General features: G+C 58.7%; 18 protein-coding genes. 4 read left to right on the top strand and 14 right to left on the bottom strand.

Annotation, left to right across the window (positions count from 1 at the left end; all coding sequences use genetic code 11):
• Positions 1-86: 86 nt before the first annotated feature.
• The 12 genes from G1C95_RS00700 to mraZ form a co-directional block, all read right to left on the bottom strand.
• Positions 87-977: a cell division protein FtsQ/DivIB gene (locus tag G1C95_RS00700; protein ID WP_335341394.1), complete on the bottom strand. Its 891-nt coding sequence runs from the start codon at positions 975-977 to the stop codon at positions 87-89.
• Positions 978-1,345: 368 nt separating this feature from the next.
• Positions 1,346-2,893: a UDP-N-acetylmuramate--L-alanine ligase gene (gene murC / locus G1C95_RS00695; RefSeq protein ID WP_417852243.1), complete on the bottom strand. Its 1,548-nt coding sequence runs from the start codon at positions 2,891-2,893 to the stop codon at positions 1,346-1,348.
• 310 nt (positions 2,894-3,203) lie between these two features.
• Positions 3,204-4,385: a UDP-N-acetylglucosamine--N-acetylmuramyl-(pentapeptide) pyrophosphoryl-undecaprenol N-acetylglucosamine transferase gene (locus tag G1C95_RS00690; protein ID WP_169171027.1), complete on the bottom strand. Its 1,182-nt coding sequence runs from the start codon at positions 4,383-4,385 to the stop codon at positions 3,204-3,206.
• Between the two features lie 107 nt (positions 4,386-4,492).
• Positions 4,493-5,707, bottom strand: coding sequence for a putative lipid II flippase FtsW (gene ftsW / locus G1C95_RS00685; protein ID WP_169171026.1), 1,215 nt, complete (start codon positions 5,705-5,707; stop codon positions 4,493-4,495).
• On the bottom strand, positions 5,694-7,139 hold the full coding sequence (murD, locus tag G1C95_RS00680) for a UDP-N-acetylmuramoyl-L-alanine--D-glutamate ligase (RefSeq protein WP_169171025.1): 1,446 nt from the start codon (positions 7,137-7,139) through the stop codon (positions 5,694-5,696). Before murD ends, ftsW begins: the two co-directional genes overlap by 14 nt.
• 149 nt (positions 7,140-7,288) lie before the next feature.
• A complete protein-coding gene (mraY, locus tag G1C95_RS00675) occupies positions 7,289-8,395 on the bottom strand; it encodes a phospho-N-acetylmuramoyl-pentapeptide-transferase (RefSeq protein WP_169171024.1) in 1,107 nt (368 codons plus the stop codon).
• A gap of 27 nt (positions 8,396-8,422) precedes the next feature.
• Entirely contained in the window at positions 8,423-9,949 is a 1,527-nt protein-coding gene (locus tag G1C95_RS00670; RefSeq protein WP_169171023.1) for a UDP-N-acetylmuramoyl-tripeptide--D-alanyl-D-alanine ligase, read from the bottom strand.
• A 29-nt stretch (positions 9,950-9,978) separates the two neighbouring features.
• Complete coding sequence (locus tag G1C95_RS00665; RefSeq protein ID WP_169171022.1) at positions 9,979-10,848, bottom strand: hypothetical protein; 870 nt, start codon at positions 10,846-10,848, stop codon at positions 9,979-9,981.
• Positions 10,849-10,876: 28 nt separating this feature from the next.
• A complete protein-coding gene (locus G1C95_RS00660) occupies positions 10,877-12,685 on the bottom strand; it encodes a peptidoglycan D,D-transpeptidase FtsI family protein (protein WP_169171021.1) in 1,809 nt (602 codons plus the stop codon).
• Positions 12,682-13,125 carry a cell division protein FtsL gene (gene ftsL / locus G1C95_RS00655; RefSeq protein WP_169171020.1) on the bottom strand — a complete coding sequence of 148 codons (444 nt, stop codon included), beginning with the start codon at positions 13,123-13,125 and terminating at the stop codon, positions 12,682-12,684. The genes G1C95_RS00660 and ftsL overlap by 4 nt, the downstream gene beginning before the upstream one ends.
• Before the next feature lies 1 nt (position 13,126).
• Positions 13,127-14,329 carry a 16S rRNA (cytosine(1402)-N(4))-methyltransferase RsmH gene (rsmH, locus tag G1C95_RS00650; RefSeq protein ID WP_277348147.1) on the bottom strand — a complete coding sequence of 401 codons (1,203 nt, stop codon included), beginning with the start codon at positions 14,327-14,329 and terminating at the stop codon, positions 13,127-13,129.
• A complete protein-coding gene (gene mraZ, locus G1C95_RS00645) occupies positions 14,329-14,826 on the bottom strand; it encodes a division/cell wall cluster transcriptional repressor MraZ (RefSeq protein WP_240947386.1) in 498 nt (165 codons plus the stop codon). Before mraZ ends, rsmH begins: the two co-directional genes overlap by 1 nt.
• A gap of 345 nt (positions 14,827-15,171) precedes the next feature.
• On the opposite strand from mraZ, the gene G1C95_RS00640 reads away from it, so the two are divergent.
• Both G1C95_RS00640 and serA read left to right on the top strand, forming a co-directional pair.
• On the top strand, positions 15,172-17,451 hold the full coding sequence (locus G1C95_RS00640) for a HelD family protein (RefSeq protein WP_169171019.1): 2,280 nt from the start codon (positions 15,172-15,174) through the stop codon (positions 17,449-17,451).
• A gap of 9 nt (positions 17,452-17,460) precedes the next feature.
• Positions 17,461-18,660: a phosphoglycerate dehydrogenase gene (gene serA, locus G1C95_RS00635; RefSeq protein WP_169171018.1), complete on the top strand. Its 1,200-nt coding sequence runs from the start codon at positions 17,461-17,463 to the stop codon at positions 18,658-18,660.
• Positions 18,661-18,829: 169 nt separating this feature from the next.
• Here serA and nrdR read toward each other — a convergent pair whose 3' ends face one another.
• Positions 18,830-19,273 (bottom strand): transcriptional regulator NrdR, encoded by a 444-nt coding sequence (gene nrdR, locus G1C95_RS00630; protein ID WP_169171481.1) that lies wholly within the window; start codon positions 19,271-19,273, stop codon positions 18,830-18,832.
• Between the two features lie 176 nt (positions 19,274-19,449).
• A complete protein-coding gene (locus G1C95_RS12460; protein WP_335341382.1) occupies positions 19,450-19,719 on the bottom strand; it encodes a LysM peptidoglycan-binding domain-containing protein in 270 nt (89 codons plus the stop codon).
• Between the two features lie 251 nt (positions 19,720-19,970).
• On the opposite strand from G1C95_RS12460, the gene lexA reads away from it, so the two are divergent.
• Together lexA and G1C95_RS00615 are read left to right on the top strand one after the other, a co-directional pair.
• A complete protein-coding gene (gene lexA / locus G1C95_RS00620; protein WP_169171016.1) occupies positions 19,971-20,702 on the top strand; it encodes a transcriptional repressor LexA in 732 nt (243 codons plus the stop codon).
• Positions 20,703-20,843: 141 nt separating this feature from the next.
• On the top strand, positions 20,844-21,791 hold the full coding sequence (locus tag G1C95_RS00615; RefSeq protein ID WP_169171015.1) for a cation diffusion facilitator family transporter: 948 nt from the start codon (positions 20,844-20,846) through the stop codon (positions 21,789-21,791).
• The last annotated feature ends 36 nt before the right edge of the window (positions 21,792-21,827 follow it).

The raw sequence follows: 21,827 nt of genomic DNA, 5'->3' as shown, positions 1-21,827 counted from the left end.
CAACGGGCCCCGCTGTGAACTGCATCCCAGTTCTTGGACGGGTTAATAAGCGGCCTGGGCCGCCTGTGAACCGCCCGCCTATCCGACTATTTGATGATGGGTTTGAGCGGCGCAGAAACATCCACCTGCGTTTTGTCGCCGATCACGTTCGGATCGTTGATGATTTTGTCGACCACAGCCATTTTGAGCTTCAGTTCAGAGGAGTCGCCCCATACAATAACACGTTGGCCGTCGTTCAACGTGGTGGTGATGGAATCCTGGGTTTCGGCGGTGACCTTGGTAATCGACTGCCGCATTGATTCAGGCAAGGCGCCCAGAATGGTCAGCGCCTCCTTCACCGACTGGTTCTTCAAGCTGGTCTCAACATTGCGCACTTCGATAACGGGAATGCCATTGGCGTTCGCGTCAGACACCGAATTGAGCACACGCGCCTTGGAATCCACGGCGGTAAGCGTATCACCTGCCTTCAGCATGGCCGCTGGCTTTTGCGCCTTAACCTCCACACTCATCGATTTGGGGAACTGTTTGGACACCTTGGCCTCGCTGACGCCGGGAATCTCCTTCAACTGATCGGATACCTCATCAGTGGATACCAAAAACAGTGACTTGCCTGCCTGTCCGTCCGCAATCTGACGAATCGTCTGCTCGCTGACCCATTCGTTGGCGCCGGACACACTAATTGCCGATGTTTCCAAACGAAACACGGTAGAGAAGAACAGCAGCCAAATCAGTGCGCCCAGCACAGCGAGAGATGCAAGTACCGCCGCCGTGCGGATAGCGATAACGCGCAGGCTCGCACGCTTGCGCTCCCGAGACCTTTCACTGAAATCCACCACTTTAGGCCGTGAAGCGATGCCCAGTGAGCCAGCGGTCTGCCGCAACGTTTCGGTGACATAGTCTTCGCTGCGCAGCGCGCGGGCATCCACAAAGGCACCCGACTCCCCCTTGGCTTGGGTTACGGCCTTGGTGTCAGGCACCGCTTGCGCGGCAACGGAACGAGTGGTGCGCACGCTGCGGGGCGACGCGGACTGGCGAGTCTGCGGTGCGTGAGATTCGACGGCACGCGGCTTTCGGGGAGTGTGAGCGGCCGCGGAGCCAGTGCGCTTAACAACATCACGCGTGCGCACCGACTTCGTGGTTCTGATATGCCCGTTTGCCTTAACATTGCCTAAGGGCTTGCCTTTTTTCAAGGATTTGGCACCGCTGAGCGACCTAGTGCCGCCCGAAGTTCGCGCAGTGCCCGAAAGCTTGCCACTACTCGAAGTCCTAGCACTGCCCGAAAACTTGGCGTTGCCTGAAGACCTGGCACTGCCGCCGGATGACGAGCTGATCTTGCGCCCGGCCATCACTCGCAACTTTCGCGATGCGCCTCAAGCGCAGCGAGCAGCACACGTCCCATTTCGGTGACGTCTCCGGCACCTACAGTGAACACCACATCGCCGTGATGAGCGCGCATGGCCATCATTCCAGCCGCCAAACGCATATCTTCAACCGGCTGAATCCACTGGCCCTGATCGGCATTTTTCAGCCCGGCCGCCGCCTCGACGATGGTGGAGGCGTTGATATCCGGGAAATCAGCCTGCTTCTCGCGGGCAGGGAAAATGCCGGTGACAATCACATCATCGGCCTTGGCCAACGCTTCGGCGAATTGCTTGGCGAAGAACTTGGTACGAGAGAACAGGTGCGGCTGGAAGATCACGCGAATCGTGGAGTCCGGGTAGCGACGTCGAGCGGCGTCGAGCAACGCGGCGATTTCAGTGGGATGATGTGCATAGTCGTCCACTACGGTGACCTGCTTGACAGTGCCGCGAATCTGGAAGCGTCGCGCCGCGCCAAGGAAGGTGCCGGCTGCCTCAGCCGCGGCATCCGCATCCTCACCAAGCAGCACGGCGGCGGTGATTGCGGCTGCGGCATTGCGGGCGTTATGGATGCCGGGCACACGCAATGCGACAGGCTGGTCGATGTCCGCTCCCCCAGTCAAGGCCGCAGGCAGATGCAGGGTGAAGCTTTCCAATCCGCTGCCGGCCGATTCACGCTCAGAGTCGATATGCACATAGGCCTTCAGCATCGACACGTCCACACTCGCACGCATGTCTTCGTCACCAACCAGTTGGTCGGCCGGCGCAGTGCCATAAAGCACGGTACGTGCCTTGACTTCGGCAGGCAGGGCGGCAACGACGGCCAGTGCGTCAGGGTCATCAGCGCACACCAGCACATGCTCACAAGCGTGACCGGCATGGTTTACAAAAGCTGCGCGATAATGTGCCTCATCGCCGTAATGGTCGAGATGGTCAGCCTCGGCATTGGTAATAATGGCAATAGCTGGATGATATTTGGCGAAACTGCCGTCGGATTCGTCCGCTTCGGCAACCAGCACCGATCCTTTGCCGGCGTGACCGCCATCCAGCGTGGTGCCATCGGGCCCTTGGATGGCACCACCAATGGCATAGCTCGGATCAGCGCCAAGGGATACAAGAATATGGGACAGCATGGAGCTTGTGGTGGTTTTGCCGTGCGCACCGGCCACAGTGACAGCACGTTTGCCGTTCATCAGCAATGCGAGAATATCGCTGCGGTGCACGATGTGCGCGCCCGCAGCCTGCGCCTCCACGATTTCGGGATTATCGGGTTTGATGGCGCTGGAATAGACCACCGTGCGCGCCCCGGCAACATTCTCAGGCCGTTGGCCAAATTCCACGCGGATACCGAGCGCCTGCAAGCGATCGGTTTTGCTGCTGCGTTCGCGGTCGGAACCGTCCACCGCCACACCTTCGGCGTTCAGCATTTCGGCTAGCACGCTCATGCCGGCACCTCCGATGCCGATGAAGTGGGTGGGGCCAAGGTCGGCCGGACGCGCTTCGGGTGCGAATGCTGCATGGGTTGGATCCAGCACGATGGGTTCTTCACAGGACGATGACGAAGACAATGACAGCTCCTTGCGGGATGTGTGTAACGCCTATATTATGGTCGCACCCCGCGCCAAATACCGGCTAACGACAAGGTCTCACACTGGTGACACATCGTCGTTCGTATTGTTGAAATGCATTGGCTTGCGTTGGGTGCGATACAGTGCGGCACGATACGGTACCGTGCCGCCGACAGCGGACTGCAGGAATGAGTCAAGACGCGAGCCCCGGCGACTCGGTAGGTCAGTGCTCGGTGGGGCTAACGATCAGTGAGGCTAGCGCTCGGTGGTTCAGTGCTCAGCGCGCCAGTTCGAGGATGCGCTTGGCCATGACTTCGGCAGCATTACGAATGCCGTAGCCCCAAGCGTTACGTCCCAGCTGGGCAAGACGCTGACGATCGGCCAGCAGTGCGGGCACATGATCGCGCACCCATGCCGGCGTTAGATCGCGGTCTGCCACCATCAGTCCGCCTCCGGCATTGACTACGGGTTCGGCGTTGAAGCGCTGTTCGCCGTTGCCAATTGGCAGTGGCACATAGATGGCGGGCAAGCCGAGCGCCGCAAGCTCGGATACCGAGCCCGCACCAGCACGGCAAATCACCAGATCGGCGCAGGCGAACGCCAGATCGATGCGTTCGAGATATTCAGCTGTATGGTAATCGCCTTGACCGGCCGACTGCTCTCCAACGCCGGACAGCACATCGCTGCCAGCCGAAGCAGACACCAATTCACGTACCTCATCGATTTTGCCGCGTCCGGTCAGGTGAATAATCTGCGCGTGCGCCAACAGTTCTTTGGCCGAAGCGGCGATGGCACGGTTGAGGCTTTGCGCGCCCAGAGACCCACCGGTGACCAGTACGAGCGGACGATTGGGATCCACGCCCAGTTCAGCGGCGGCCTTGCGACGCACACCATCCCGATCGGATTCGATGCTGCGGCTCAATTCGGCGATTGCCGGGCGCAACGGCAGTCCGACACGCTCCAGTGTTGCGCCCTTGCGCGCGTTCAGACCGGAGCCTTCGTACACAACACCGATGTAATCGGCCCAACGGGCACCGAGCTTATTGGCCATGCCCGCGCGCGCGTTCTGTTCGTTGATGGCGATCGGAATGCCCATCCGGTGTGCGGTGGCATACACAGGTGCGGAAGCATAGCCGCCGAATCCTGCGACCACATCGGCCTGGCGAGCTTCGAGAATGGCACGCACCTTGGCGGTTTCACGCTTCCATTTGCCGGGGAATTTGAGCATGTACAGATTGGGCCGGCGCGGGAACGGCACCTTTTCGATGGTGTCGAGTTCCAGTCCGGCCTGTGGCACGAGATCTTTCTCCAAGCCAACGGCAGTGCCGATCACCGTGACCTGCGCCTGCGGTTCAATGCTGCGGATGGCACCGGCGACCGCCAGCAGCGGGTTGACATGCCCGGCGGTGCCACCGCCTGCGAGAACGATATGCGGTGCATGTGATGTGTGGTTGCTCATAGTTCTTCCGTCCGTTTCCTGGTCTTCCTTGTCGCTGCAGCATCCATAGTAATTTCATGGTGATTTCGCTGCATGTGATGCCGTGCTCTACGTATGATTATGCGTGATTATGCGCTTTGTCGTGCCTGCCGAATCTGTGGCTGGGAGCGCATCATGCCTGTTGCCAAGCCTGCGGCGCTCAGGCACATGATCATCGATGATCCGCCGGCGGAGACGAAGGGCATCGGCACGCCCAGCACAGGGAACACGCCAACGACCACGCCGATGTTGACCAACGCTTGGCCCACAATCCAAATGGTGATGCACATCAGCACCATGGAGACATATCGATCGCTGACCTGCAAAGCCACGGCGATCATGCACCAGCCGAGAATCACGAAGAACAGCAGCACGATCATGCATCCCACAAAACCGGTTTCCTCACCGATCACCGCATAGATGAAATCGTTGTGCGCGGCCGGCAGATAATTCCATTTCTCACGCGAATTGCCAATACCGACGCCCAGCAGACCGCCGGAGGCGATGGCATAGTTGGCATGGATGGATTGATAGCATACGCTTTGCGCGTCGGCTGACGAGCAGTCGCCATAGGCGGCGAAAATACGGCGCATACGATTGGGGCTGGAAATCACCAGCGCAGCGACGCCGACTGCCGCAACCAGTGCACCCAATGCCATCCATTTCAATGGGAATCCGGAGATCAGCAGCGCCACCACACCGATGAAGATAAGAATCATCGCAGTACCGAGATCCTTGCCCCCCACTACCAGACCAAGTCCCAGCAGATAGCCGATCAGGGGCACACGATAGGCTTTGACGCCTTCTTTGCGGTACATCACCTTGCAAGAGGCCAGTGACGAAGGCAGCCAAACGCAGAGGGCGAATTTCATGAATTCGGCGGGCTGAATGGTGGTGACCCCAAGGTTCAGCCATCCTCGGTTGCCATACACGTCCGTGCCCAACGGCGTAAAGGTCAGTCCTTGCAAAATCACAGCAAAGATCATGATCAAGGCACCCACGCGTTTCCAGAACAGCACCGGCATCAGCATGGCAATAAAGCCAAGCACAGCGCCGATGATGCAGAAGGCACCTTGACTCAGCAGCTGAACGAATGGGGACTTGCCTTGCGAGGTCATGGTGACTGTGGAACTGGAAAACACCATGATCAGGCCGAAGCTGGTCAAGCCGACCACGGCCACGCGGAAGCCGTGATAGCACCACAGGGGGTTGAGCAGGCCGCGCCAGCCTGTGTAGTCGGTGATGCTCAGGGCCGGCTTGACGTCGTGTGACGTGGCCTTGCCGGAAGTTTTAGTTCTTGCCATGCGCAAGAGCCCAGTCGTTCGCCGCCGAAGCGAATTGGTTGCCACGATCCGCATAGGACTTGAACTGGTCCATCGAAGCGCAGGCCGGTGCCATCAGCACCACATCCCCGGCAGTGGCATAAGTGCCGCAGGCCTCAACGGCGCGAGCCATAACCGTTCCGTCGTCAGCAGGATCGATAACAGTGATCGGAATATCCGGCGCTTGAGATGCAAATGCGTCCAGCATGGGCTGTTGATCCTTGCCAATGATCACAGCCGCTTTGATGGTATGTGCCTGATCCTTCACGAGCTGTTCGAAACGGCTGCCTTTGGCCAGTCCGCCGGCAATCCAGACTACGGATTTCGCCGGGAAGCTGGATAGCGAAGCGTTGGCGGCGTGACCATTGGTGGCTTTGGAATCGTCCACGAAACGAATCGTGCCACCGTCCACCTGTGCCTCGGCCACGGTTTGGATGCGATGGCCGCCGGGCGCGAAGGCCTTAAGCGCTTCCAGCGCCTTGTCCAAGGCCGCGCCCATGCCGAGCACCAGGGCCAGTGCGGTTAATGCGTCGGCCACCAAATGCGGGTAGGGAGTGCCGTCCGGCTCCGTCAGATGAGTGAACTCGGCCAGTGGCGCAAGCTTGACCATGTCGCCGGGCTTGCCCGAGGCAATACCGCTGTTGTCCACAATCCAGCCATCAACGATGCCGATCTGGCCCACCTGCGGGCTTTCCAGCGTGAATCCCACTTTGCGGCAGCCTTCAGCGGTTTTCGCAGAGGCGGCAAGCTCGCTGACCAAGCTATCCTGCGCATTGTAGACGATTACGCGACGAGCGTTATGGAACACCTTGGCCTTGTCGGCGGCATAGTTCGCACGACCGCCGTGCCAGTCGAGGTGATCGTCGGCGATATTGGTGATGGCCGCACAGTCGAGTGCCAGCGAATCGGTGAAATGCAGTTGGAAGGAGCTCAGCTCAACGCACAACACATCATGCTGTGGGTTGACCGCGCATCTGGAAAGGGCCATATCCATGTTGCCGGAGGCGATATTGCCGGCCGTTGGCGCGTCATACCCGCATGCGGTGAGCATGACGGAGGTCATCTCGGTGGTGGAGGTTTTACCGTTCGTGCCGGTGATGCCCACCCATGCTGCCGGATGCCCGGTGCGAGCGTTGTTCACGCGCAGTCTCCAGGCGAATTCGACTTCGCTCATCACCGGAATGCCCCGTCGTTGCGCTTCGAGGATGAACGGGGTGCGTGGGTTGAACACCGGCGAGGCCATCACATAGTCGACCGAATCCCAATCCACCTTATCGAACGAATCAAGATCGGCACCGGGCTTCTTCTCGTCGACGCCGATCACATGCGCGCCGCGTTCCTTCAGCACTTCGGCCAGATTGGTTCCCGATACGCCCAGTCCGGCAATTACCACCGTGCTATCCGCTACCTGCATTGTTGCTCCTTAGTCCTTGCTTGCCTCATCGTGGGGTTATGGGAATTGATTATCGCTGATGAATGTATCGCCTGCGCATTGCTGTGCGACTACCAACGACTACCAGCGGCAATCATCAACCGCCAGCGCCGCCAGCGCCGCCAACGTGATCAGCCGAACAGCAATCCCGAACGGTTCGCCCAATCGCAGTAGAAAATCACCAAGGCGATCAGCACGAAGATGAGTTCGATCATCCAGAACCGCACTACCACCTTGCCTTCACTCCATCCTTTGAGCTCAAAATGATGATGGATCGGTGCCATCTTGAACACACGCTTATGCGTCATCTTGAAATAGCCGACCTGAATCACGTCGCTCATGGCTTCCATCACATACAGGCCACCCAGAATCACTGCAAGGAATTCGGTGTGTGTGGCGATGGACATGGCCGCGAACAGGCCACCCAAGGCCAGAGAGCCGGTGTCACCCATGAAGATGGAGGCGGGGTTCGAGTTGTACCACAGGAATCCGAAGCAGGCCACTGCCGCGCAGACGGCGATGATGGTCAGATCCAGCGGGTCGGAGACGGCGTACGTGTAGCCTTCATGGCCGCCGCCCTTGATGTGGTAGCTTTCCCAAAAGGCGATGATGCCGAAGCCGGTGAAGGAGATCATCGAGGAGCCTGCAGCCAGTCCGTCGAGTCCGTCGGTGAGGTTGACGGCGTTGGTCCAGGCGGTCATCAGGAAGTTCACCCAGATTACGAACAGGATGATCGCCACCGCACGGCCGGCGAAGTCGAAGGAGAAGAACGGCTGCTCAATGAAGCTCATGCCCGCTTGGGCGGAGGGCAGACCGGTTTTAGTGGGAATGATCAGTGCCAGCACCGCATAGACGGTGGCGAAAATGAACTGGCCAATGAATTTACCGGCTACGGTCAGGCCTTCATTCTGTTTTTTGCGCACCTTGGCGAAATCGTCGATGAATCCCAGCACACCCATCGAGAGCATGGCAAACAGCACCAGCACAGCCGACCATGAGGGCACGTCGCCGTTGTGCAAATACCGGTAGAGCGCGGATGCGCCCCATCCCAGCAGGATTGCGAAGTTGATAACCACGCCGCCAAGGGTTGGCGTGCCTCGCTTGACCTGATGCGATTGGGGGCCATCCTGGCGGATGTACTGGCCATAATGCAGTTTATGCACCAGTCGAATCAGCAGTGGGGTGCCGATCATGGTGACGATCAGCGACACCAGCATTCCAAGAATCAGGGCAATCACGAGTAGTTTCCTCTTCTTCTTCGTCTTTTAGTTCTTTGTTGTCCAGCATTGTGCCAGAGCACTCAGGCCTGACGCGTGCGAACCTTTGAGCAGCACCACACAATCGCCGTGCTCCTTGGCCAGCCGTGTGACCAAAGCATCGGCTTGGTCGGTGCCATGCACCCAGGAAACCAATGTGTCACACGAGCCTGAGCCCTGCGTACCGCTGCCAGCAGTCCGTTCGGATCCTCCGGTACCTTCGGCTCCCTCAGCCAATGCTTGGGCCAGCTCATCCAAGTGCTGATCGGCGGCCGAGCCGACGGCGATAATCGCGTCAAGATCCAGGGATGCCGCATAGGCACCTACCTGGCGATGCAGTTCGGATTCGTCGCCGCCAAGTTCCAGCATGCCGCCCAGCACTGCGATGCGCCAGGGGGTGCCGTTATCGGCGGGACGCCATGCCTTCAGACCATCGAGACCGGCTTTCATGGAGTCGGGGTTGGCGTTGAAGGAGTCATCGATCAGAGTGAAGCAAGCTGAATCACGTTCCACAGTGGAGATCGCCATACGATGCGGGCTGATGGTCCGCTGCGCGCTGAGTCCTGCGGCAATAGCTTCGGTCTTCATTCCGTAATGCCAGGCCACGGTGGCTGCGGCCAGGGCGTTCATCGTATTGTGACGGCCGGGAATGCCCAGATGCACCGGCACGGCGGCACCATCCGGCGTATGCAGCGTAAAGCGGGCGTGATCGGCGCTGTCCGCGTCGATATGATCGGCGTACACCTTATTCGCATTCGCCGCCTGTTCACCAGTCTCAGACGTACCCTCCAAGCCGAACCACAACACGTCGGCGGGTGCCAGAGCCGCCATCGGCACGATATGTTCGTCGTCGGCGTTCAGCACGGCGGTGCCAGTGGGCACCAGACCAGTGACGATTTCGCTTTTCGCTTGGGCGATGCGCTCCCGTGAACCGAACTCCCCCAGATGCGCCACTCCCACTTTCAGCACGACGGCGGTGTCCGGCGGCGCGATACGGGTGAGCCCTGCGATCTCACCCAGATGGTTGGCGCCCATTTCCGCTACGAAGAAGCGGGTGGCCTCATTGACCTTGAGAGCAGTAAGAGGCAAGCCAATCTCGTTATTGAATGAGCCGACCGGGGCCACGGTTGAACCCAGAGTGCCCAGCAGCGCGGCCAGCAGATCCTTGGTGGTGGTTTTGCCGACCGAACCTGTTAGGCCGATGATGTCGAAGTCACCATCCATAGCGCGCCTGCGGGCAATATTGTGCTTGGCGAGCTGCCCCAATGCCGCAACCGTGTTCTCAACCACAACCTGCGGCAGTCCCGCATCCGGCACCTCATGGTCGACAATAGCCGCCACGGCACCGCGATCGGCCAAACCAGCCACAAAATCGTGACCATCCACGCGTTCGCCCTTAATGGCCACGAACACCGACCCCTCGCACACCTGGCGCGAATCGCTCAAGGCACTTGTTGCCGGCTTGCCAAGCCCGTCGCCGCCAATCAGGCGACCGCCGACTGCTTGGGCAACTTCCGCCACACTCATGGGGACCATTATTGTCTCCTCACCCTTTCCTTTTAGCCCTATTTCAGATTGCTTGCCACACGCAGTGCGGAGCGCACGTTATTCTTGCGCACGCCGGCCGCGAGCACCATGGCGATAACCAGAGACAATCCCTCAGCCTTGCCGTCGTAATGGATTTGCGGCGCTTCTCGCGACAGCTCATCCGATTCAGCCGTCATAGTCGTAACCTTCAAGCCTGTTTCCGTTTCAAAGGCGTAGCGCGCCTTGATGCCCGCCGCCTCTTCGATAGGAACGACACGACGGCTACCCAGCACATCCACATTCACCGATTCAAGCGCATGTCTGGTAAACGTGGCGTCGTCCAACGCCAGAATCACTGCCGCCACACCATCTTCGGCACATACGGAAAGCGCTCGTTGCGCCTCGATAACGCCAAGCGGATAGGTCAGATCGAGTTTGCGCGTCATGGATTGCGAGCCGGCGGCGCTGATAACAGCAACCGGATTGCCCAGCATGTGCAGAAAATCGGCCAGATGATTCACGTCCTCGTTCAGCGTGAGTGCATCCGCGCCAGTGAGCGCGAAGACCGCCATAACGTTGGAGGGGGTGCCGGCCATCTTCGATGCCAAATCACCCAGCATATGATCGCTGATATCGCCGAACACCAACGGTATATCCGTTTGTGGGCAGCGGTCGCGCCATTGGCGCGGCACCAGCACGGCGTAGGCACCGCGCTGGGCGGCGCGCTCGATGTCCGCGATATGCTCGCTGCAGACAAACAGTGCACCAGGAATAATCGAATCAACGGTGTCGCACAGCGAAGTAACCGTCACGTTCGTGGCGAACGCTGGTTCTATCTGGCATCCGTAATGGTCGGCCAGCAATCCCAACGTGGTTCGCTGGGCAATGGATTCGCTCACTGCGCTCATAACCGCTCGTCTTTCTTCCCTGGTCCAATCACCAATTGACTGCAATAGCATCTTTACGGGGGCTGGAAACCGGCACCTCGTACTTCTGCATAAGGAACTCACATATTTTGGCGGCGATCGGACCAGCCGTTGAACCGCCGTATACGCCGTTGGGATCCTTGATCACCGTGGTCACCACAAACCGCGGATTATCCGCAGGAATGGCGATGGAATAGTCGGAAACAATGGATGACAACGTGCCATCAGAGCCAACCACCTGGGCAGTGCCGGACTTCGCGGCCAGACGGTAGCCGTCAACCTTCACATAGGAGGAGTACACGTCGGAAACGGATTCCATGGCGTTCATCATCTGCGAGGCCACATCCTCGTCGATAACGCGCGTGCCTTCGGTCTTTTTGGTTTCGGTTGTCTTGCCATCGGCATTGGTGGTCGATTTGATAATCGACTGCTGCTGACGCACGCCCTTGTTGGCAATGGTGGCCACCACATTGCTTAGTTGCAGGGCGTTGACCGTATAGCCCTGACCAAACAGCACGGTGTTGTGCGTGCGGATATCCCAAGAGTCGGGGCTGGTCAGCGTACCATCTGATTCACCTGGCAGGTTCAGCCCAGTGGACTGGCCGATGCCGAATTTGACAAGGTATTCGTAGCGCTGCTCATCGGTGTACTGATCCGCGGCCATAATCATGCCGATATTCGAGGAGTTGGCCAGAATACCTGCCAACGTCCAGCGCTGGGTGCCATGGTCGGAGGCATCCTTGAAGTCCTGGCCTTCGAAAGTGGCGTGATCGGGCACGGTGAACTGATCGGTGAGCTTGTGCTGGCCGGTTTGCAAGTATCCAGACATCGAAATGACCTTGCCGATGGAACCGGGATCAAAGGTTTCCGAGACGGCACGAGAGGCGTTCATCTTCGCTTCGTCAGTGCCGGCAGTCACCTCATCGGAATCCGCCAGTGCCAGAATCTCACCGGTTTGCACATCTTGGACCACGCCGATCACCCACGGCGATCCGTAGGTGCTTTTGGATTCCTTAAGCACTTTCTTGACGTACCATTGCACGTCGCGGTCGATCGTCAGCGTCACATCGTCGCCATCGCGAGCAGCCACGGATTCGGTCATGGTGCCGGGGATTTCCTCGCCGCCAAGGCCACGCTGGTATGTTTCGTGACCGTCGGTGCCGGTCAGTGCCTCATTCTCCATCTGCTCGATGCCGGCCACACCGGTGCCGTCCGCATCCACGCCACCCAGTAGGGATCCCATGAGGTCACCATCGGCATACAGGCGTTCGCTGGAAAGTTCTCCCCACACAATACCGCCGAGATTCAGATCATCAATGGCACGCTTGACCTGCGGGGTCACATCTTTCTTCAGCACAGCGTACCGGCTGTCAACGGCCAGTTTGGCGCCCAGTTCCATAGCGTTGGTGTCGTCCAGCACGCTGGCGAGCAGTCTCGCCACGGCCGCCGCTCCCGTGGCCCCCACGGGTTTGCCGTCGATCTGATCGCAGTAGTCCTTGGTTTTCTCCGTGCAATCAATCGGTTCGTATTCCTGCGCCAGCTGCGGATCCGCCACGATGGTGTAACGCTCGACGCTCTGGGCGAGCACGGTGCCATTGGTGTCAAGGATACGGCCGCGCTTGGAGCTCAGCGGCACCGTGCTGGTGCGGCTGGCGGTGGCCGCCATGGCGGTTTGGCGACCGCCGATCAGCTGCGTGGCTGCCAGGCGCACCACGCAAGCTGAAGCCACGCAACCCAATACAACGCCTATGGCGATGCATTTAAAGGCGAACGTCTTCACCTTGGAGAAGCGGATGATGTTCTGAATCGTTGATTTCACTGTTGCGATCCACCTTCGCTTGGCTTATATCCGTTGAGATCGATAGACACGGATCCCTGCTGGGGAACCATGCCCATTTCACTGGCTTTGTCGGGCAGGGAGGCGATCAGTTGATCCAGCTTGGCCTGATCGTCTTCCACATCCTGGGTCAATACGCTGATGTTCTGCTCAATTTGCTGCGCTTCAAAGGAATTCTGCACCATTTCGGTGCGCAGCATCAGGGCACCGATCAGGGTTGCCGCAAGGAATACCACTGCGATGACCACGTGAACCAGCGGCGCGGTGCGTGATCTGGTCCATGCCAGCACCCGGCCGAACACATTCTTCTGTTCCTGTGCTTTTGTGTTGGTGATCAGTCGCAGTTCGGGACGCGGAGGAGTCTGCGGTTTGGCCGCCGGCCGACTGACGTCGGAACGCACGCTGCGTGCTGTTGCCGCCATATCAGCTCCTCCTCGATCGCGTATCGGATTGTCGTGCTGTGTTCATTCGCCGTTTGCTGGTTTTACCTATTGTTTTGCCTGCGGATTTGGATTTGGCTAAGACACCTCCAGCAGCGCTGTGCGGGTGTTCGGCAGCCTCGGCGAACTGCTGACGCCACCGGGCGGGAATCTGCCTGCTGACTTCCACGGCACGCAAACGCACTGATGCCGACCTAGGGTTCGAGGCGATCTCCTGTTCGCTGGCCTTCATGGCTCCCCGAGTCAGGGCATGGAAGAACGGCTGGGCGTCAGGAGGAACGATGGGCATATCCGCCGGCGCATCGATGGTCAGTCCCTGTGCCATGAAGGCCTTCACCGTTTTGTCTTCCAGCGAATGGTAGGACTCCACCACCAGCCGGCCACCGACATTCAGGCATCGCGCAGCCTGGGGCAGTGTGGAGGCGAGCTTGTCCAATTCGCCGTTGACTTCGATACGCAGCGCTTGGAAAACGCGCTTGGCAGGGTTGCCGGCCGGCCGGTGGGCTTGGGGCACCACTTCGTCAACAAGTCTGTTCAATTGTGCGGTGCTGGTCAACGGTTCCTTGTCACGACGAGTCACGATGGCACGCGCGATCTGGCGGGCGAAGCGTTCTTCGCCGTAGTCACGGAAGATGCGCGTCAGTTCAGCGGCCTCATAGGTGGCGAGCACGCGTTCGGCGGTAAGCTGCTGATTAGTGTCCATGCGCATATCCAGCGGAGCGTCGTGCGAATACGAAAAGCCACGATCTGCCTCATCGATTTGCAGGCTGGACAGGCCCAAATCCATGAATACGGCGTCCACTCGTGCAATATCTTGTTCGTCCAACACCTGTTCCAGCTGGTCGAAGGCGGCGTGCACCGGAATGAAACGCTCTGCAAGCCCCTCGCGGCGCATGCGTTCGCTGGCCAGTGCCAGTGCTTCGGCATCGCGATCGATGCCGATAAGCTTCGCGTTCGGCGCAGCTTTGAGGAATGCCGTGGCATGGCCTGCAAGCCCCAGCGTGCAGTCCACGATAATCGGGTCGGGCGCGTCAAGCAGCGCCCCAGTCACCAGCTCCACGCATTCGTCGAGCATCACCGGCCGGTGTACTGTGGTGGACTGTCCGGCGATTTCGGCGGCGGTTTTGGATTCCAGACGGTCGCCACTCTGACGAGCTTTGGCGGCGCTCATGCTTTGACTGACCATCAGAACTCCACCTCCGGCAGCACATCGTCGGCGATATCCGAGTAACCCTGTTCCTTATCGTTCAAATAGGACTCCCATGCGTCCTTGTTCCAGATTTCGGCGCGTGTGCCCACACCGATCACCACCACGTCCGAGCCAAGGTTCGCGTAATCGCGCAGCATCTGCGGCACCAGCACACGCCCCTGCTTGTCCGGCTGCTGGTCCACGGCACCGGAAAGGAACACGCGCAGGTATTCGCGAGCGGCCTTATTGCCCACGGATGTGCGTTGGATCTGGCCGGCGATACGGCGGAATTCATCGAAGGGCAACAGATAGACGCAACGCTCCTGACCGCGGGCCATGACCAGGCCCTGGCCCAGTTGGGAGCGAAATTTGGCGGGTAGCGCCATACGACCCTTCGCATCGATTTTGGGCGTGTAGGTTCCCAACAACAGCGGGGGCAGGCCGGCCATGAGATCACCGATGCCGCCGGATGGGCTATTTTCCGCGCCCGTCATGTCTTCCGACGACATTCCGATTGCCATGGTCACGCCTCCTTTCCCGCCGCTTCGGACACACTGAGACCAACTGCCTCACCACTTTACCCCACGGTTCCCCATTTTTCCCCACTCATGCACGATTTACACATCCTTTTTCGCCGCCATCTCCATAAACCGCGCGTGTCGAACCGTACATGCACGCCGAGTGGGCATGGCGACGAACGCGGAAACAAAGCGAATTCACCGAATTCACCAGAAGTTCACTGGATACTCCCTATAACAGCTGTCGCAAGGTAGGGGGCGTGCGCTAAATTAGACTGCCTTGACTTTTGTCCGCCGAGCAATGGAAACGAAGAACACAGCATGTCGAGTTACGCCGAACAACTGCGCGAAGAGCAGCAGGCAGTCGATCGCGCCTACGGGCGTCTGGATGATCTGCGCGCCCAAATGTGGCAGCGTCTGGACACCGTGCGCGCCGCCGGATCACACGGCTCCCCCACGCAGCGCACCGAACGCGATTCCTTCGCCACCATGTATGAGAATCGCCTCACCCAGTTGCGCGCCGTTGAAGACCGCCTGGTGTTCGGACGTCTGGATGCGAGCAATGGTGAACGCCATTACATTGGTCGTATCGGATTGTCCAGCGAAGACCACGAACCGATTCTGACCGATTGGCGCGCTGATGCCGCTCGCCCGTTCTATGAGGCAACGCCGTCGAACCATGGCGACATTGTGATGCGTCGTCATATCACATTGAGCTTCCGCGAAGTGGTGGGCGTCGAAGATGAGGTGCTGGATGTGCACTCCGAGCAGGTCGGTCAGGCTTCGTCGGCCGGCACGCTCACCGGCGAAGGCGCTCTGCTGGCATCACTCAGCACCCGGCGCACCGGCAAGATGACCGATATTGTGGCCACCATCCAAGCCGAGCAGGATCGCATCATTCGCTCGGATCTGAATCGGGCCATTGTGGTGCAAGGAGGCCCCGGCACCGGCAAAACCGCCGTGGCGCTGCATCGCGCCGCCTATTTGCTCTATACGCACCGCCGCACGTTGGAGCGTTCTGGCGTTCTGGTGGTGGGCCCCAGCTCCACGTTCCTGCACTATATTGATCAGGTGCTGCCCTCATTGGGCGAAACCGGCGTGGTGAGCCGCACTATCGCGGATCTTATCCCCGGCGTTACTGCCACGGCCGCGGATAGCCCGCATGCCGCCAAGCTCAAGGGCGATAAGCGCATGGCTCATGTGGTGTCCAATGCCATTGCCGCGCGCATTCGCGTACCTGCCAATCTGCCGACCGTGCCCATCAGCGGCATTCAGGTGCCGATGCTGGCTTCGGATATCGAACAGGCCCAAGCCGACGCCAAGCGCACGCGCCAGCCGCATAACAAGGCGCGTGAGACTTTTATTCGCTCCATGCTTGCCAGCATGCAAATGCGATATGCAGAACAGTTGGACTACACGCCCGATCAGGCGGAGCTGAATCGCGCGATGTCGCTGCTGCGCATGAATGAGAAGGTGCGCAAGACGCTGAACCTGTGCTGGCTGCCGATGACCGGCCCTTGGCTAATCGACCAATTGTTCGCACGCCCCGAGCGTCTGCGTTCCTATGCTCCGTGGATGAGCGATGAGGATGTCAAGGCTCTGGCCCGACCCAAGGGCTCTCCCCTGACCCGCTCTGATATTCCGCTGCTTGACGAGGCGATGGATTTGTTGGGCCCCGATCCCAAGCTTCAGGCGCGTTCCTCGGCTGCCGCTGCGCGCGAAGCCGCTGAGGAGCAGTATGCCAAAGACACTTTGGCTGCGACCGGCTTGGGGCAGGGCATCGTCACCAGCCAGATGCTGTTGGATCAGATGAACGGCGATGATGGCGAGCTGGTCGCCCAGCGCGCCGCTTCGGATCGCGAATGGACCTACGGGCATATCGTCGTTGACGAAGCCCAGGAGCTGACCGCCATGGATTGGCGCATGCTGATCCGCCGTTGCCCGTCACGTTCGTTCACCATCGTTGGCGATGTGGCGCAAACATCCGCTTTGGGAGGCACGCGCCGCTGGGAGAAGATGATGAATCGCCTGTTCGGTGAAACCCGTTGGGATCTGAACGAGCTGACCATCAACTACCGCAACCCGCAGGAGGTTTCCGAACTTGCCTCCCGCTTCGCGCAGAACGAAGGTCTGTATATCTCTACAGTGAACGCGGTGCGTCGCATTCCCGATTCTGTCACCCATCATGTGGTCGACGATGAGGATTCGTTGCTGGCACGCGTGGCCGACGAGGCAACTGCCCTTGCTAATCAGTTCGTCTCCGACGATGGCACCGGGCGCATCGCCATCATCTGTCCGCAGGGACTAATTGCCCCCGTGCGCAACGCTGTGCGCCAGCAGCTGTCTGCCACACTTGATCCCGCGCAATATCAGCGTCTGATTGATCAGAGCGAATGGGATGAGCAGGTCAGCGTGTGCGGCACCGAAACGGTGAAGGGCTTGGAATTCGACGCTGTGGTGGTAGTGGAGCCTGGTCGCATTAGCGATGACGCCGCAAGCCGCTTGGTTGCAGCCTCTGATCTGTATGTGGCGATGACCCGCCCCACGCAGCGTTTGGTTATAGTTCGGACAAAAGCGGACGAGAAGTCCCTGACCATCTAAGGTGGAGACATGCCCAAAGCACTGTTACTGGAAAACATTCACCCCGACGCGGCCAAGTCGTTGCGTGATCACGGCTTTGTCGTCGAAACTATGAAGGGCGCCCTCGGCGAGGATGAACTCATCGAGGCCCTGGACGGCGTTGACGTCGTCGGCATTCGTTCGAAGACCAGCGTCACCTCTCGTGTGCTTGACGCACGCCCCAACCTGAGCGCCGTCGGCTGCTTCTGCATCGGCACCAATCAGGTCGATTTGGATTATGCAGGCAAGCGCGGCATCGCTGTGTTCAATGCGCCGTACTCGAACACCCGTTCCGTGGTGGAGCTGGTGATTTGCGACATCATCTGCCTGATGCGCCGTATTCCTGCGCATACGCATCACATGAAGCACGGAGTGTGGGATAAGTCCGCATCCGGTTCGCATGAAGTGCGCGGCAAAACGCTTGGCATCATCGGCTATGGCAACATCGGCTCTCAGCTGTCGGTGCTGGCCGAGGCACTGGGTATGCGCGTGGTGTTCTACGATATCGAAGAGAAGCTGGCCCTGGGCAACGCGCACCGTTGCGAAACGCTGAACGAGTTGCTCGAACAGTCCGATGCCGTGACGCTGCATGTGGACGGGCGCAAGTCGAACACCGGGTTCTTTGGTGAGGATCAGTTCGCTCACATGAAGCAGGACGCTATCTTCATCAATCTGTCCCGTGGTTTCGTAGCTGATCTTGGTGCGCTGAAGCAGCATCTTGATTCCGGTCATATCTCCGGCGCTGCCGTGGATGTGTTCCCGATCGAGCCGAAGAAAACCGGCGATCCGTTCGAAACTGCCTTGGCTAATGAAGACAATATGATTCTGACGCCGCATATCGGTGGTTCGACTTTGGAGGCGCAGGAATCAATCGGTCATTTTGTCTCGCAGCGTCTTGAGGATTACTGGTTCAAGGGTTCCACTTCCTTGTCGGTGAATCTGCCGCAAATCAATCTCGGCGATTGCAAGGGTGCGTGCCGCATTATGCACCTGCATGCCAATCTGCCTGGCGTGCTGGCGCATGTTAACCGCGTGCTTGGCGAGGAAGATATCAACATCTCCTTCCAGTCGCTGGGCACCGAAGGCGAGTTGGGCTATGTGGTGACTGACGTTGCCAAGCGCCCGAGCACCGCAACGTTGGAAGCCCTGCGCAATATCGAAGGCACCATTCGTATGCGCGTTATTTCCTGACCCTGTGATTAACGAATAACAGTGAAGGCCAGCTTGAGCGCTCAAGCTGGCCTTCACTGTTATTCGATCTTATGCATGTCGTTTGCTGGCATATTTATGGCACAATTCATGCACCCGCTGAGGTTTGCCACGCCCCATCTATGCCGGTCAATACTCCACTGATCACTGACTATTGTTCTTTTAGCTCGTCGATTGCTGCTTGGAAATCGTGCAGATTTTCAAAGTTCTGATACACGCTGGCGAATCGCAAATACGCCACCACGTCCAATTCGCGCAACGGCTTCAAAATTGCTTTGCCGACCTCGTCGGATGACACTTCCGCCAATCCGCGAGAACGCAGGTCCTCTTCGACCTTCTGCCCCAGCAGTTTCAAATCCTCTTCTTTGACGGGCCTGCCTTGACACGCCTTGCGCACGCCGGAAATCACTTTGTCACGGCTGAATGGCTCGGCACCACCCGACCGTTTGGTGACCAGCAGCATGCTGCTTTCCACAGTGGTGAAACGCTTGTTGCAAATTGGGCATACACGGCGACGACGGATGGAATGTCCGTCTTCACTGATGCGCGTATCAATGACTTTCGTGTCAGGGTTTTGGCAAAAAGGACAATGCATACTCCCTACAATAACGTGCATGCCTAGAAAACCCGCGCATGACGGGTTTCGCCGTGCCTCATTCGCTATTGCAATACCTTGTTGCCGCACCCCGGATATATCGAATGAACACGATGATTCAACGTCCATCACACTGCTGCCTGCAATCACTGTCTACACACTGTGCTTGTATAGGCTCACTGCGCCGGCACAACAATACGTTGTCCTGCCTCCAAAACACCCGATTCAAGATTATTGATCTCAATGAGCTCAGCCACAGTGTCGCTGACGTCCTCGCCAGCTGGCGTGATGGCGGAGGCATACGACCACAGCGTATCCCCCGGCCGTACGGTGTAGCTCACCATCGGCACACTTCTGACATTAGATTGCGCCGGTTCCGCATACAGCGCACTCATAGCACCCCACATCAATACCATGGCCAGCACCGTCATCAGCACAGTAACCACGCGTGCCCCTTGACGTTTCTCATGAACAGTCTCAGCGTCACTCCTCACACTGAGCGCAGCATTGTGACCTGCAGGCATCATCATCGAAACAGTCATTGAGACCACCTCTTTCGAACATTCGTTCTATCGAACATGTGTTCTTATAATGGCACATATGTTCGAATAAGTCAAGCCGACACTCGAACAAATGTTTGCTCTCGCTTGCATATCACGCTATGCTTGATGTCTAAACCCAAGAAAGGAGCCACGACGTGAGCACCATCCCCTTCACCCCGAAACAAGAGCCGGACGAGTCGGCATTAACCGACCGCCAGCGCAAGGTGCTCCAGGCCATTCGCTCCCACATTGACAAGCAGGGCTTCGCCCCCTCCTTTCGTGAAATCGGTGAAGCCGCCGGGCTCAAAAGTCCCTCTTCGGTGAAGCACCAACTCATGGCCCTTGAAGACAAAGGCTTCATTCGCGTCAACGCCAACAAAGGTCGTGCCATAGAGGTGGTCGCCGGCTCCAGCACAGATGCTGAGAGCACAAACCACACAACCGTGCACAATAAGGCCACCGCAAAGCCGCAGGTCGCGCAAATCTATCAGTTCCCCAGCGAAACGATCAGCGAATCGCATGACGTGCCGCTGGTCGGGCGCATCGCAGCCGGCACACCCATCACCGCCGAGCAACATGTGGACGATGTGATGCGTCTGCCCGAACGCCTTACCGGAGGCGGCACCCTGTTCATGCTTGAGGTGCATGGCGATTCGATGGTGGATGCAGCCATCTGCGACGGCGACTTCGTGGTGGTGCGCGAACAGAACTCCGCCGTCAACGGCGACATCGTCGCCGCACTGCTGGACGACGAGGCCACGGTCAAAACCTTCCGCGAAGACAATGGCCACGTGTGGCTGATGCCGCACAACCCCGCCTACTCCCCCATCGACGGCACCCACGCCACCATCATGGGCAAAGTCGTCACCGTACTTCGCAAACTGTGAACGTCTCCGGCACCATAGCTACGTACATGCTATAGTTAGCATCAGTTATTGAAACCCCGGACTTAGTCCGGGGTTTCGTCGTATTTGGACGTTATCGCAAATGGTATTGAGAAGCGCTTTCAGCAAGGAAGGATTACCAACATGGCTCACACGCACACACATCTCCCCTCCGGCTCCTCGCAGGCCGATGTTTCCGCCGCCCATCAGAAGCGACTGATTGCTACGCTCTCGCTTACGGCAACGGTGTTCCTTATCGAGGTTGTGTCTGCAATTCTTACCGATTCGCTGGCTCTGCTTGTGGATGCCGGCCATATGCTCACCGACATGTCGGTGCTTATCGCCTCCACCGTCACGGCGATACTGATGCAACGCAAACCAAGTTCCCACCGCACTTGGGGTTGGGCGCGCTTGGAGGTGATCACCGCGGCCGCGGGCGCAGTGGTTTTGCTGATTGTGGGATTGTATGCACTGGTCGAAGCCGGCATGCGCCTGTTTGGCGGCCGCCCGAGCGATATCAGCGATATTGGTCTGCTGCTGTTCGTCGGTCTGCTTGGACTTGCGGCGAATATCGGATCGATAGCCATTCTCGCTTCGCAGCGCGAAGACAATATGAATATGAGGGCGGCGTTCCTTGAGGTGATGAATGACGCACTCGGTTCGGTGGCGGTGGTGATTTCGGCTCTGGTGATGATGTCGACCAGCTGGAGCGGCTTCGATGCCGTGGCCGGCGGCATTATCGCACTGATGATGATTCCGCGCGCCATCAAATTGCTTGCCAATGCGGTTAAAGTGCTGTTGGAAGAAACTCCGGATGGCCTCGATCTTGATGCCGTGCGCACCCACTTGGAACAGGTGCCGCATGTGGTCGCCGTGCATGATCTGCATGCCAGCACCGTGGCCACCGGCATGCCGATTCTTATGGCGCATGTGGTGGTGGAACGCGGGCTGACGATGGAACAGGCCGGTGACATCCTCGCCCAATTGCAGGATTGTCTACGCGAGCATTTCCCGGTTTCGGTTCCCCACACCACCTTCCAGCTTGAACCGGAGGGCTACACCTCCGTCTCGGCTGAGAATCTGCACGAATAAACAAATCTCCCGGCTATCGAAAGCAGTCGATAGCCG

The organism is Bifidobacterium oedipodis (assembly GCF_012932425.1).
Taxonomy (GTDB): Bacteria; Actinomycetota; Actinomycetes; order Actinomycetales; family Bifidobacteriaceae; genus Bifidobacterium; species Bifidobacterium oedipodis.
Note: the sequence above shows the minus strand (reverse complement) of the source record. Positions and strands in the feature narration are given on the sequence as shown.